Source organism: Acrocarpospora macrocephala (genome assembly GCF_009687865.1).
Taxonomy (GTDB): domain Bacteria; phylum Actinomycetota; class Actinomycetes; order Streptosporangiales; family Streptosporangiaceae; genus Acrocarpospora; species Acrocarpospora macrocephala.
The window spans coordinates 1-12,677 of record NZ_BLAE01000129.1 but is presented as its reverse complement, the minus strand read 5'-3'; the positions used below and the strand labels follow the sequence as shown (position 1 = coordinate 12,677).

The window sequence follows — 12,677 nt, the reverse complement described above, 5'->3', positions numbered from 1 at the left end:
GGGGGGAAGATGAGGGAGGTGGTGCGTGCCGGACGGCCGGGCGGGCAGACCAGTGACGAGACACAGTCTTGGCACAGGCTCCTATCAGGCCACGTTCCAGCCGAACCCGGCACGCACCATCGGAGACACTCCAGGCGAGGCGACAGATCAGCCCAAGGACACCCGAAGGCACGGGGTCAGGGTGAGTTTGGGTCAGCCTCAACGGAACACCTCCTGTCACAGCTATCCCACCCGAACCACCGGGTGCTGCTGCTCCCTCAAGTCTCACTGGGTGGGTGGGAGAACCGCTGCGCACAGTCTGTTCGCCGACGCCGAAACAGCGATGCCTGCGGGAATCCAACGTTTATATGTACGTCATGGAGTTGAGCACCGCACCGGAAGATCCCCTCGTCACCCAGCTGCGCCAGGCCGAAGCTCGCCTGCAGGCCGCACAACTGGCCGCCGACGACATCGAGCTGGATCGCCTGCTCGACGACCGGCTCGTCTTCACCGGCCCCGACGGCCTGCTCTACAGCAAGCAGGACGACCTGGACATCCAGCGCAGCGGCCAGCAGCGGCTCACCACGGTTCGCCAGGAAGATCTGCGCGTGCTCGTGGACGGGCGCACCGGCGTCACCTGGTTTCTAGGGTCGCTGGAAGGGGTGTTCAAGGGCGAGCCGTTCACGGCGCGGGTGCGATACACGCGCACCTGGATCCACACCGGCGAGCACGGCTGGCGGCTGCTCGCCGCGCACGTCAGCCCCGGGTGAGCGGCTGCCCGAGCAGGGTGTCGGCACGGACCCTCGGCGGCGCGTCGTGGTCGGCGAAGTCCTCACTGACGAGCGCGTCCAGTCGCGGACGGCAAGGAAATTGGAACGATCGGCAGTGCCCTTCCAGCCAAAACCAGGGCTTCTGTTCAGCGGGGACCGCCCGCTTCGGCGACCGCCCGGAAATCCGCCAGTTGCCGACTGTCGGTGCGGCGTATGGCGGCGCGGATCAATGGGCCGAGCAGTGTCCAGGGGAACCCCCTGACCTCGACGTCCGCGGTCAGGCGGGCACGGGTGCGGTCTCCAGCCCCCTCCAGCACGTACGAATACCGTGCCGTCACGTTGCCCTGTTCGGAGGTGAGCGTCAGGGAGCGGCCGGGCTCGAGAGCGGATATGCCGCTCTTGCGGGTCTTGCCGCGAGCTCGGAAGACGAGGGTGGCGCCCACCTCCGTACCCGGGTCGGCGTGCATGGATTCCACGCCCTTCATCCAGCGCGGAGCGCGCTCCCAGTCGGTGAGCTCGCGCCACACCGCGGCGATGGGACGATCGATGACGGTGCTGACCTCGAATGCGCGCTTCATGCGGCCAGCATTCCCGCGCCGGCGGCGCCCCCACTTGTACGGAATTCACATCTCAGGCACGAAACCCGGCTCATGCTGAGCGAACACGGCACGCTGGGCGGCCACGTAACCGGACGGGGTGACACCCGTGTGACGCTTGAAGTCCCGGATGAAATGGCTCTGGTCGAACCATCCCCAAGCCGTGGCGAGGTCGGCCCAGTTCAGTTCGGCGTGGATGTCGACGCTTTCTAGGAGCCTGCGAAGGCGCAGAATCCGGCTGAGCGCACGCGGCGTCAGCCCGACCGTCCGCACGAATTCGCGGTCGAGATGCGCATGGGTGACCCCCAGCTCGCGGGCCAGCTCCGAAATCCGCCGCAGGGGATCCTCCTCCAGCGCGGCCACCGCAGCGGCGCACCGCTGCCACCCGTTCTCCGCCGGCCCCAGCCCGAGAACCAGCGTCTCCTCGGTCATGTCCAGGCACGCGAACGGGTCGCTCTCGCCGAGCAGCGCCGCGCGCAGCGATCCCGCGGCGGCCCAGTTCTCCATCAGGTCGACCACCCGCCCCCGCAGCGGGGCAGGTTCCACGCCGAAGAGCGCCCGGCAGCCGACCGCCGAGGAGACGATCCCCACCGCCAGGGTCTCCGCCGTCGGCGCGTTGATCACCGGACCGACATGGGGTCCCGCCAGCCAGCCACGCTCGGCGAGAAACGGCACGCCCGCCCCGTTCCGCGGCACCTGCAGGATGGCCGGACCCAGCACGAGCACCGCCACGGTGGAGCCCGTCGGAGCGATGCGTTCCCGCGCGTACGTGATGCGCCCGCGAGCGAACCAGATCGACTCGGCGAACGGTTCGAGCGGTGGACCGGGTTTCCTGATCTCGAACTCGAACTCCACGACGACTCCCCGCGCACATACCGATCGGCGGCCACGTCACATTCAACCGGCTCTGCCGCGTCCCATTGATTCTGAGGCAGCGACCCGCCAGCTCAATCGGCTTATTGGTCGCGGACCGGAATCGGTTCAGCCAGCGCGGCGCGTCCGGGAGGCGCGGGGAAGGGGTCGGCGAAGTACTGGGTCTCGTGCGTTACCAGACCATCGGTGATCTCCATGACGCTGAGCGAGTATGTGGGCACGCCGTCGTAGGTGATCACGCACTCGCTCACCCAAAGGTCGCCGCCGCCCAGGATTCGGCGGATGGTGAAGTGGCGTTCGGCCGGGTGCCCGCCGCGTTGCGCTTGGATCCTTGACCGGCCTTTGAAGCGCTCGCCCGACTGCGGGTAGTCCAGGATCGCGTCCGCAGCATAGATCGCGTGCTCAGCGTCGACGTCCCCGCGTTCGGAGGCCTCCCAGTGCTGCTGGAGCCGAGCCCGGATATCGGCTTCAGGATCACCTGCGCTGTTCACCCGTTAACCCTTCATGACCAGGAGGAATGTCGCCGGCTCGCACGACAGACGTTACCCGAGGGTTCTCGTGCAGCGTGGGACCCAGTAGCCGAACCCGGCCTCGGCCGACAGAGATCGTGTGGCGGCGGCGGGGGTGGCGTGACTTAATACGTAACGTCAGGACTGGCGTGACGTTTTCTGGAGGGTGATTCGTGTCCGGCGACGCGTGCCGAAGCTGTGGTAAACCGCTGCCGGAACGGATCGGCATGCGGGGCCGGGTGTCGGTTTACTGTTCGGCCGCGTGCCGGCAGAAGGCGTACCGTTCGCGGCACGGCGCCAAGGCGGGCGTCGAAGTGCACGAGCTGATCGCCGATCTGGAACGGCGGGTCAAGAAGTTGTCGCCACGCCCGCCTGACACGTTCTACGCGGACGTGACCGAGCTGTCGTCCTCCGTGGGCTTGCTGCGCCGGATGGCCCGTGACGCCGCCCAGTTCGGCGAGGCCGGGGAAATCGTCACGCGGGTGCCCGTGACGGAATCGGCGGCCGAGGAGCGGGACCTGGAGCTGGTGGCCGCCGTGCGGTCCGACGACGAGTGGACGTTCGCCGGGCTGCTGGAGCCGTACCGGCGGGAACTGCAGGTGCACTGCTACCGGATGGTCGGCTCCTACGACGACTCCGAGGATCTGGTGCAGGACACCTTCCTGCGGGCCTGGCGCAACCGGGACGGCTTCGAGGGGCGTTCTTCCTTCCGCGCCTGGCTGTACCGGATCGCCACCAACGCCTGCCTGGACTTCCTGCGGCGCAACACGCGCCGCCCCCAGCTGTACGAGGGCGGCGCGGAGCCGCCCCCGCGGATCACCTGGTTGCAGCCCTACCCCGACCTGCTTCTGGCGGACGTGCCCGCGGGCGAGGACGGGCCGGAGGCGGCGGCGGTGACCCGGGAGACGATGGAGCTGGTGTTCCTGACCGCGATCCAGCACCTGCCGCCCCGGCAGCGCGCGGTGCTGATCGTGCGGGACGTGCTCGGCTGGCCCGCGCAGGAGGCGGCGACGCTGCTGGAGATGAGCGTCGCCTCGGTCAACAGCGCGCTTCAGCGGGCCAGGCCGGCGCTGCGCAAGCACCTGCCCGGCGACCGGTCGGAGTGGGCCGCCGCCACGGAGCCGACCGAGGAGGAACGCGCCCTCCTGAAACGCTACATGGAGGTCGCCGAGCGGGCCGACACGGCGGCGATGACCGAGATGCTGCACGAGGACGTGCTGCTCACGATGCCGCCGAGCCCGCTATGGTTCGCCGGGCGCGAGGCGTTCGTCAGCGGCATCGCGCAGGTCTTCGACACCCGCTCGCCTCGCTACTTCGGCCGCTGGCGGCACCTGCCCACGACCGCCAACCGGCTGCCGGCGGCGGCCGGCTACGTGCAGCGGCCGGGCACCACGGTGTACCGGGCGCAGGTGCTCGACGTCCTGCGCGTCGTGGACGGAAAGATCGTGGAGATCACCTCGTTCGAACCCCACCTGTTCCCCGCGTTCGGCCTGCCGCTGACCCTGTGAGCTCCGGGGCCGATGATTTCCGCCAGGCGGGAACGTCTCATTGACCGACTGTCGCGTGCTGCACGCGAGCCGGCACTGAGAAACGGAGTAACCCCCCATGGCCCTGGAAATCGCGGATATACCGCTCGCCGTACTGTCCCGCGCGCTCGACCAGACCGGCGCCGTCATCGCCCGGGTCCGCCCCGAGCAGGCCACGCTACCTACTCCGTGCCGATCCTGGGACGTGTACGCGCTGGTCAACCACGTGGTCGACGAGGTACGGCAGTTCGCCGCGGTGACCGGTGGCGGGGAACGGAACCATCTCGGCGTCGACGTCCTCGGGGACGACTGGGCCGGCGCCTACCGGCGGGCGGCCGATTCGCTGCGGGCGGCCTGGCAGCGGCCCGGCGCGATGGACGGGACGGTGCGGCTGCCCTTCGGTGAGGTCCCGGCCATCTGGACGATCGGCCAGCAGATCACCGAACTGGCCATCCACGCCTGGGACATCGCCAAGGCGACCGGCCAGCCGACCGACCTCGACCAGGACGTGGCCCGGGCGGCGCAGGAGTGGGGAGAAGCCAACCTCAAGCCGGAGTTCCGCGGCGACGAAGCCGACGGCAGCCACATCGGCCCCGAGATCGCGAGCTCCCCCGACGCCTCCCTGTACGACCGGCTCGCGGCGTTCGGCGGCCGCGACCCCCACCTCACCCTGTCCAACGAGAACTAGGAGACGACCATGTTGCTGGAGAACAAGAACGCCGTCATCTACGGAGCGGGCGGCTCGATCGGGTCCGTGGTCGCCAAGGCCTTCGCCCTGGAGGGCGCCACGGTCCACCTGACCGGCCGTACCCGCGCCAAGCTCGACGAGGTGGCCAAGGACATCGCCGCCACCGGCGGGCGGGCCGAGGTGGCCGTGGTGGACGCGCTGGACGAGCGGGCCGTGGACGAGCACGCCCGTGCCATGGCCGCCCAGGGCGGTATCGACGTGTCCCTCAACCTCATCTCTCGCGGCGACGTCCACGGCATCCCGCTGGCCGAGATGACCACGGCCGACGTCGTGGGTCCCATCACCACGGGGATCACCACCAACCTCATCACCGCGCGGGCGGCGGCCCGCCACATGATCCCGCAGGGCTCCGGCGTCATCCTCGCGTTGAACAGCGGCTCCGCCCAGGGCAGCCCGATGATGGGCGGCACCGGCCCGGCCGACGCGGCGATCGACACCTTCATCCGCAACCTGGCGATGGAGGTGGGACCCGCCGGCATCCGGGTCCTGGGCATCTGGACCGCCGGGCTCCCCGAGACCATGTCGCGGGAGAAGCTGGCCGCGGTCAACAGCGACCTGGACCTGGACGAGGCGGCCTTCCAGGGCCTGCTCGCGAACCTGGCCCAGATGCGCATGCTCCGCCGCTCCCCGAGCCTGGCCGACGTCGCCGCCACGGCGGTGTTCCTCGCCTCCGACCAGGCCCGCTCCATCACCGCCACGTTCGTCAACGTCACGAGCGGCATCTTCGCCAGCTGAACTCTCTAGCGGCAGGGCGGGGTGAACGGCAGGCCGGGGAAGTATCGGTTCCACTCCGTCTGAGTGATGCGCGGATGGGCCAGCGCGCAGATCCGTACGGCGACGTGGTTCAGATCGGTGTCCCAGAGGCGGACAGTGGCGTCTGCGCCGCCGGTGGCCAGGGTGCGGCCGTCGGGATCGTACGTCACCGAGAGGAGCGCGTCCGTGTGGCCGGTCAGGATGGTGGCGGTTCCCGGGGCGCGTGGATCGGTGACGTCCCAGATCCGCAGGGCCCGATCGGATCCGGCGCTGGCCAGGACCCGGCCGTCGGGAGTGAAGACCATGCCGTTGACGCTGTTGGTGTGGCCGTTCAGCACGGCGAGCGCGCGGGGCTCGCGCGGATCGCCGACGTCCCAGAGCCGCACGCTGTTGTCGGCGCCGGCACTGGCCAGCACACGGCCGTCAAGGCGGAACTCCGCCCGGAAGACGTTCTGGGTGTGTCCTTTCAGGGTGGCCAGCGCCTCCGGCCGGGCGGCGTCGGCGACGTCCCACAGGCGTACGGTGTGATCGGCGCTGGCCGTGGCCAGGACCCGTCCCGCCGGAGCGAAGACCGCCGCGATGACCGCGGCCTGGTGATCGGTGATCCGCGACAGTTCCCGGGGGCGGCCCGGGACGCTGACGTCCCAGAGGCGGGCGGTGCGGTCGGAGCCGGCGGTGGCGAGCGTGCGCCCGTCAGGGCTGAACATCACCGAGAAGACGTTTCCGGTGTGCCCGGTGAGCACGCCGAGCGGCTGGGGGCGGGCGGCGTCGGAGACGTCCCAGAGTCGTACCGTCGAATCCAGGCTGGCGGTGGCCAGCACCCGCCCGTCCGGGCGGAACGCCAGCCAGCTCACGCCGTCGGTGTGGCCGCGCAGCGTGGCCAGCGGGACCGGGCGGGTGCGGTCGGCGACGTTCCAGAGGCGGGCTTCACGGTGGCTGCCCGTGGCCAGCACGGTGCCGTCAGGGCTGAACGCCACGGTGTTCACCCCGCCACTGTGCCCGGTGAGGACGTCTCCGCGCAGGTCCCACAGGCGTACGACGTTGTCCTGCCCGGCGGAGACCAGCGTGCCGCCGTCCTGGCTGAACGACACCGTGAAGACGGTGTCGGCGTGACCTTCCAAGGTGACCGGCGCGCTCACCGCCTTCGGGTCCGAGACGTCCCACAGGCGCACCGTCGTGTCATAGCTGCCGCTGGCGAGCAGACGCCGGTCGGCGCTGAACGCCAGCGACACCACGCCGTTGCGATGACCGCGCAGGACGACCGGGCTCCCGGGACGGCGCGGATCGGCCACGTTCCACAGCCGGATCGTGGTGTCGAAGCTGCCGGTGGCCAACGCGAGCCCGTCCGGGCTGAACGCCGCGGACAAGATGCGATCGGTGTGCCCGGTCAGCTCCGCGGCTCGACGCGGGCGGCGCGGCTCTGTGACGTCCCACAGCCGGAGCGAGGTGGTGCCGCCGTTGGTGACGAGCGTGCGGCCGTCGGGACTGAAGACGGCCAGGCCCGCGGCGCCGGGGCGGCCGGACAGGACGGTGAGCGGAACGGGGTGGTACGGATCGGCCACATTCCACAGCCGCACGGTGGCGTCGTAGCTCGCGCTGGCCAGGATCCGCCCGTCGGGACTGAGGGAGACCCGGCGGACGCCCTGAGTGTGCCCGGTCAGCGTGGCCGCGGCGCGAGGACGCCGAGGGTCGGTCAGGTCCCACAGCCGCACCGTCCGGTCGTCGCTCGCGGTCGCCAGCATGCGGCCGCCGGAGGCGAACGTGGCCGAGGTCACTCCCTGGGTGTGACCCCGCAGCGTCGCCACCGCAGCGGGATATCCGCCGGTACGGACTCCGTACAGGCGGACGACACCGTCGAGCGAGGCGGTGGCCAGCAGCCGCCCGTCGGGGCTGAACTCGGCGGCGTACACGGCGAGCGCGGGACCGGTCAGCCGGGTGGCGAACGGCGTGGCGAAGGTGCTGAGCACGCTGCCGCGGGCCTCGGCGCCGGGCATGAGGCGGTAGGCGGCGAGGCTGAGCTGGGCGGCCAGCGCCGGGTTGATGGCGCGCAGCGCGACCGCCTCATTGGCCACCTTCCCCGACAGCGCCATGTCGCGCTGCTCGCGGATGTCCAGCTGGCTCGTGAAGGCGACCGTCCCGGCCGCGACCGTGAGAGCGAACAGGACGAGCAGGCCGGCGACCAACTGGAGCAGGCGACGCGTACGACGCCGGGCGGCGTCCTGCTCCGCACGCTCACGCCGTTCGGAGGCGTCGAGGAATTCGCGCGCCGGCGGACTCAGGTCGGCGGCGCTCGGCGCGGTATCCACCCATTCCCGTGCGGTCGCCAGCCGGGTGCCGCGGTACAGCGCGGCCGGGTCGCGATTCTCCCGCCGCCAGGTCGCGGAGTCCTCGGCGAGCCGCCTGCCCACGACCAGGCCGGCGCGGTCGGTGTCCAGCCAGGCGCGCAGCCGGGGCCACGCCGTCAGCAGCGCCTCGTGGCTGATCTGCACGGTCTCCAGGTCAGTCGTGATCAGCCGCTGCGCGACGAACCGGTCGAGCACGTCCTCGCGTCGCGTCCCCGGCTCGATCAGCTCCGCCGTACGCACCCGTCGGCGCGTGTCGGCGGTGTCCGGGGAGATGTGGACCAGGGTGAGGAACAGCCGCCGGGCCAGCTCCTGCTCGTCCGCCCCGAGCTCGTCGTAGACCTTGCTCGCGCTGGCCGCCACCGCTCCGTCGATCCCGCCCGCCTCGCGGTAGTCGCGGATCGTCAGCCGTCTGCCCTGGCTGCGGGACCACGTGGCGTACAGCGCGTGGGACAGCAACGGCAGCGCGCCGGGCTCGTGCGCCGCGTCGCTCAAGCCGCCGCGCGGCGCGACGTCGCGCAGCAGCAGCTCGACCAGCCCGTCCTCGAGCGTCAGCTTCGCTTTGCGGGCCGGCTCCTCGATCGCCGCGCGCAGCTCGGCCTCGCTCATCGGCCCGACCGCGACCTGGCCGGACTGCGCCACGGCGACGAGCTGCGGATACCGCAGCACCTGCCCGTAGAAATCGGCGCGCATCCCCACCACGACCAGCGCGCCGCGCGCACCCGCCGCGCACAACGCGTCGATGAACGCCCGCCGCTCCCCTTCGTCGGCGCAGGTGGTGAAGACCTCCTCGAACTGGTCGACCACCACCAGAGCCCCCGGCCCGGCGGGCAGCGCCGTCAGCTCCGCCAGCGGACGCGAGCCGGGTGTGAACCACAACACCGGCCGCTCACCCGCGCGGACGGCGGGAATCAACCCGGCCCGCAGCAGCGACGACTTGCCCGACCCGGACGCCCCCACCACCAGTTGCACGCCGCCGCCCGCCGTACCCAGGTCGTCCAGCCGCTGGAGCAGCAGCTCCGTCAGCGCGCCCCGCCCGAAGAACCACTCGGCGTCCTCGGGTCCGAAACTCGCCAGTCCCCGGTACGGCTCCGCGCCGGCGGGCCGGCGACCGGGGATCCGGCGGACCCGCCGCCACGCCTCCAGCCACTGATCGACCGCTTCGGGATCGTCCACCCCGCATGCGTCAAGCAGCCGCACCAGCAGATCACGCAGGGCCGTGGACGGAAGCCCGCGCCCCGAGAACCAGTCCCCGATCGTGCTGTGCGCCCCTTGCACGCCGATCCTGATCGCCACCTGCCGTACGGTCAGCCCCGACCGCTCCCGCAGGAGCGTCAGCTCCTGAGCGAAGTCCTGGCGGTTGCGCACCCTCCGAGGATCCGGAACGTCGGAAGCCCCCACGACCTCATGGTCTGGGCGCGCAGGCTTCCTGTCATCCAGAACATGTGGCCACCTTCGGCCATGATTCCGGCGTGTACGGGCTTGTACGGATGACTCAACGCGCCTTTCCGAGCGGATCGGCATCCCAGACGGTCGAACTCACACCATCTGGAGGTGCACCATGCGCCCTCATGCAGGCGCGATTCTGGCCAGGGTTTTCCTCACGGCGACGTGTGTCGCGGTCGTCACGGTGGGAGCGGCCACGTCCGGGCACGCCGAGTCGCCCACGCCGGTCGCGAACGACAGCGACCTGGCCGTCGTCACCGAGGGGCCGCTGAACAACCCCCAACCCGACGGCACGATCGTCTATGCCGCCAACGCCGACACCACGCCGTCGTGTTGCGACCCCAACGTGCCCAACCCGCCGCCCTGGATCAGCGAGCGGGTGCTGAGATCCGTGCCCGGCGGCTGCGATCCCAGCCCGTGCATCGCGACGGGCTCGGCGCTCGCGATGGCGCGCAACGCGACCGGCACCGTGATCGCCGCCCGCGGCGCCGACAACAGCCTCAACACCTACTGGCGGCTGGGCGCCAACCAATGGGTGAAGCGGCAGGCGGCCTTGCCGGGCACCACGATCTCAGCGCCGTCGCTCGCGCGGCGGGGCAACACCACCGTGCTCGCCGCGCAGGGCGCGGGGAACCGGCTGAACTTCTACTGGAGCCCGGACAACGGCGCCAACTGGTACCCGCAGATGATCACACCTGACGGCACCGCGTTCTCCGCGCCGTCCATCGCCGACAACGGCACCGCCACCGTGATCACCGTCCGCGGCCCTGGAGACAACCTGAAGTTCTACTGGGCGGCCAACGGCACCTCGAACTGGCACGTGAACGACCCCACCGCGACCGTCGACGCGGCCGGCAGCACGTTCTCCGCTCCGGCGATCGCCCAGGACGCGTACAACACCGTGATCACGGCCCTGGGCCCCGACCGCAGCCTGAACTTCTACTGGGCCGTGAACGGCGTCGCGGCCTGGCACAAGCACCCCGTACACGGCCCGGCCGCCGACCTCGACCCGATCGGCACCTACTCGGCGCCGTCCATCTCGATGACCAGCACAACCGCCGTCATCTCCGCCTTGGGCCGGGTCCGCGACCCGATGCTGGGAGTCATCAACACCCTGCAGTTCTACTGGAACATCCGCGGGGTGCCCCAATGGAACAAGTCACCCACAACAGAGCGCTACAGCCCACTGACCCCGCCATCGATCGCCAACAACGGTGCCAGCACCGTGATCGCCGCCCGGAGCGGCTACCGCAATCTCGGGGTCTACTGGGCGATCAATGGCACCGACACGTGGAACCACGAACCCGTGGGCCGCCCCTACATCCCATAGGTGCCCTGGATCCCGGGCCGACAGGGGCCGGCCCGGGATCAGATCCGTGCGGACACGGCCAGGTCATCACCGTCCACGTCAATCCCGACCGGCCGGTCCGGCGTCGTGGGGACTAGACCTCGGGCAAGCCGGCGGCGTCGTCTTCTCGCGGGACTGGCGCTACCAACAACAAAACCCCCGGCGATGCCGCCTGGGCCTGCGGCGACCGGCTGTCGAACCAGGCCCAGACCCCGGCCAGTGCCATATCCCGCTTACCCGTCCAACCTGCTGCCTTCGTGGACGAGTCTTGTCGCGTTTTCCGGCCACGCCATGCTGTAGGTGATCACCCGGTGACGTGCAGCGCTTCATCCGCCATCCCAGGATCGGAGACCTCTCTCAGCCCGGGGGATGGTGGTGGGTAGATCTTTTCACGGGCACTTTGACCTGCGGTTTTGTCGTGGATCGAGGCCAGGTTTTGTCGTGGCCGCCCGATAGCGTGAGGCGTAGTTGTTCGGATCCGCTGGAGCGAAAAGGGGGGCGCCTTCATGCTCGGGTCTCTGCTCGACGTGCGGGATTTCTCCCGTGCGGCGGGCGCCCGCGGACGCGAGCTGCCCGCGTGCCTGAAGGGTACGATGCTGGACCCGGACTACGTCCCGCCCCAGCGTCCCGCCGACGACGCCCACGGCGGCACATACGGCAACGCGTCCGGCGAGGCCGGGCGGCAGAACGCACGGCAGCAGTTCCTCCACGGCCGCTCCCCTGACACCGGCTCCTCCACAGGCGCCGGCCACTCCACCGAGGCTGGCCACTCCACCGAGGCTGGCCACTCCACCGACGGCCCCCGCTCCACCGACGGCCCCCGCTCCACCGAGGCTGGCCCTTCGGCCGACAGCCCCACCGATGCTGGTCGTTCCTCTGACGCTGGCCGCTGCGCCGGCGGCGGCTGCTCGGCGGGGCCGGAGGGTTGTGGTGAGTCGGTGGGTTCGGGGGTGCTGGTGGCCGAGTTCCGGCAGCTCGCGTCCCGGATTGCGGTGACCGACCTGCCCGAGGGTGCCGGGTTGTGCGTGGGCGAGACGGAGGATCTGCTGTTCTCGCGGGATCGGCTGGACTCGGCGATCGCCGCGCGGGTGGGGCGGGTGCATGCGTCCGGTGAGGCCAGGAGTGCCGGCAGCGGCGGGCATGCCTCGACCAGGACGTGGTTGCGCGCTTCGGCGGGGATGAGCGGTGCGGGCGCTTCCCGTCTGATCCGGCTGGCCATGCAGTTGGCTCGGCTGCCTCTGGTCCGGGATCGGTTCGCCTGCGGCACGCTGGCTGAGGGGTCGGTTGAGGCGATCTGTCAGGTGACCGCCCATCTGGACGATGCGCAGGCGGCGCTGGCCGAGCCGATCCTGCTGGAGTTGGCCGACAGCGCCTCCCCGGCCGAGATCCTCAAGGCCGGACGGTACCTGCGTGAACTGCTGGACCCGGGCACCCTGGCCGATGACGCCGAAGACGACTACGCCACCCGTTCCCTGCTCGTGCGCCCCTCCAGCACCGGCGGTGTGGAGGGGGAGTTCCGGCTGCCGCGTGAGGCCGGCGCCCGGCTGCGCGAGTTCCTGGCCGCCTACGCCCGGCCGAAAGGCAAAGACGACGACCGCCCGCTCCGGGTCCGCCAGGCCGACGCCCTGTCAGCGCTGCTGAGCAAAAAGGTCACCACCGAACTGCTGGTCCTGGTCCGCGCCGAATCCCTCCCCACCGACCACCCTGCACACGACCACCCCACCACCAGCCACCCCGCACATGAGGCCGACTCCACCCATGCGGCCACCCATGCGGCCTCCACCGCG

Annotated in this window: 10 protein-coding genes; 6 read left to right on the top strand and 4 right to left on the bottom strand. The window is 70.8% G+C overall.

Annotated features, from left to right (window positions below):
* Positions 1-356 precede the first annotated feature (356 nt).
* The gene (locus tag Amac_RS52760) at positions 357-749 is read left to right on the top strand and encodes a nuclear transport factor 2 family protein (RefSeq protein ID WP_174900333.1); all 393 of its coding nucleotides are present in this window, start codon (positions 357-359) and stop codon (positions 747-749) included.
* 146 nt (positions 750-895) lie between these two features.
* Here the strand turns inward: Amac_RS52760 and Amac_RS52755 are convergent, their stop codons facing one another.
* The 3 genes from Amac_RS52755 to Amac_RS52745 all read right to left on the bottom strand — a co-directional run bounded on the left by Amac_RS52755 (position 896) and on the right by Amac_RS52745 (position 2,709).
* Entirely contained in the window at positions 896-1,327 is a 432-nt protein-coding gene (locus Amac_RS52755) for an SRPBCC family protein (RefSeq protein WP_155361969.1), read from the bottom strand.
* 45 nt (positions 1,328-1,372) lie between these two features.
* Positions 1,373-2,200 carry a helix-turn-helix domain-containing protein gene (locus Amac_RS52750; protein ID WP_155361968.1) on the bottom strand — a complete coding sequence of 276 codons (828 nt, stop codon included), beginning with the start codon at positions 2,198-2,200 and terminating at the stop codon, positions 1,373-1,375.
* A 101-nt stretch (positions 2,201-2,301) separates the two neighbouring features.
* The gene (locus tag Amac_RS52745) at positions 2,302-2,709 is read right to left on the bottom strand and encodes a nuclear transport factor 2 family protein (RefSeq protein WP_155361967.1); all 408 of its coding nucleotides are present in this window, start codon (positions 2,707-2,709) and stop codon (positions 2,302-2,304) included.
* 257 nt (positions 2,710-2,966) lie between these two features.
* Between Amac_RS52745 and Amac_RS52740 the strand changes: the two genes are divergently transcribed.
* The 3 genes from Amac_RS52740 (at position 2,967) to Amac_RS52730 (ending at position 5,736) form a co-directional block, all read left to right on the top strand.
* Positions 2,967-4,235, top strand: coding sequence for a sigma-70 family RNA polymerase sigma factor (locus tag Amac_RS52740; RefSeq protein WP_246269256.1), 1,269 nt, complete (start codon positions 2,967-2,969; stop codon positions 4,233-4,235).
* Between the two features lie 97 nt (positions 4,236-4,332).
* Positions 4,333-4,941 carry a TIGR03086 family metal-binding protein gene (locus Amac_RS52735; protein ID WP_155361965.1) on the top strand — a complete coding sequence of 203 codons (609 nt, stop codon included), beginning with the start codon at positions 4,333-4,335 and terminating at the stop codon, positions 4,939-4,941.
* Between the two features lie 9 nt (positions 4,942-4,950).
* Positions 4,951-5,736 (top strand): SDR family NAD(P)-dependent oxidoreductase, encoded by a 786-nt coding sequence (locus Amac_RS52730; RefSeq protein WP_155361964.1) that lies wholly within the window; start codon positions 4,951-4,953, stop codon positions 5,734-5,736.
* A 5-nt stretch (positions 5,737-5,741) separates the two neighbouring features.
* Here Amac_RS52730 and Amac_RS52725 read toward each other — a convergent pair whose 3' ends face one another.
* Positions 5,742-9,464: an nSTAND1 domain-containing NTPase gene (locus tag Amac_RS52725; protein ID WP_170323104.1), complete on the bottom strand. Its 3,723-nt coding sequence runs from the start codon at positions 9,462-9,464 to the stop codon at positions 5,742-5,744.
* Positions 9,465-9,657: 193 nt separating this feature from the next.
* On the opposite strand from Amac_RS52725, the gene Amac_RS52720 reads away from it, so the two are divergent.
* Both Amac_RS52720 and Amac_RS52715 read left to right on the top strand, forming a co-directional pair.
* Complete coding sequence (locus Amac_RS52720; protein WP_155361962.1) at positions 9,658-10,872, top strand: PLL family lectin; 1,215 nt, start codon at positions 9,658-9,660, stop codon at positions 10,870-10,872.
* 524 nt (positions 10,873-11,396) lie between these two features.
* Positions 11,397-12,677 (top strand): DUF222 domain-containing protein (locus tag Amac_RS52715; protein ID WP_155361961.1); only part of this gene is annotated, 1,281 nt, incomplete at its 3' end.

Coding starts and splice junctions, on each gene's coding strand:
- Amac_RS52760 (WP_174900333.1), top strand. CDS start 357: ATGGAGTTGAGCACCGCACCGGAAGATCCCCTCGTCACCCAGCTGCGC.
- Amac_RS52755 (WP_155361969.1), bottom strand. CDS start 1,327: ATGAAGCGCGCATTCGAGGTCAGCACCGTCATCGATCGTCCCATCGCC.
- Amac_RS52735 (WP_155361965.1), top strand. CDS start 4,333: ATGGCCCTGGAAATCGCGGATATACCGCTCGCCGTACTGTCCCGCGCG.
- Amac_RS52730 (WP_155361964.1), top strand. CDS start 4,951: ATGTTGCTGGAGAACAAGAACGCCGTCATCTACGGAGCGGGCGGCTCG.
- Amac_RS52720 (WP_155361962.1), top strand. CDS start 9,658: ATGCGCCCTCATGCAGGCGCGATTCTGGCCAGGGTTTTCCTCACGGCG.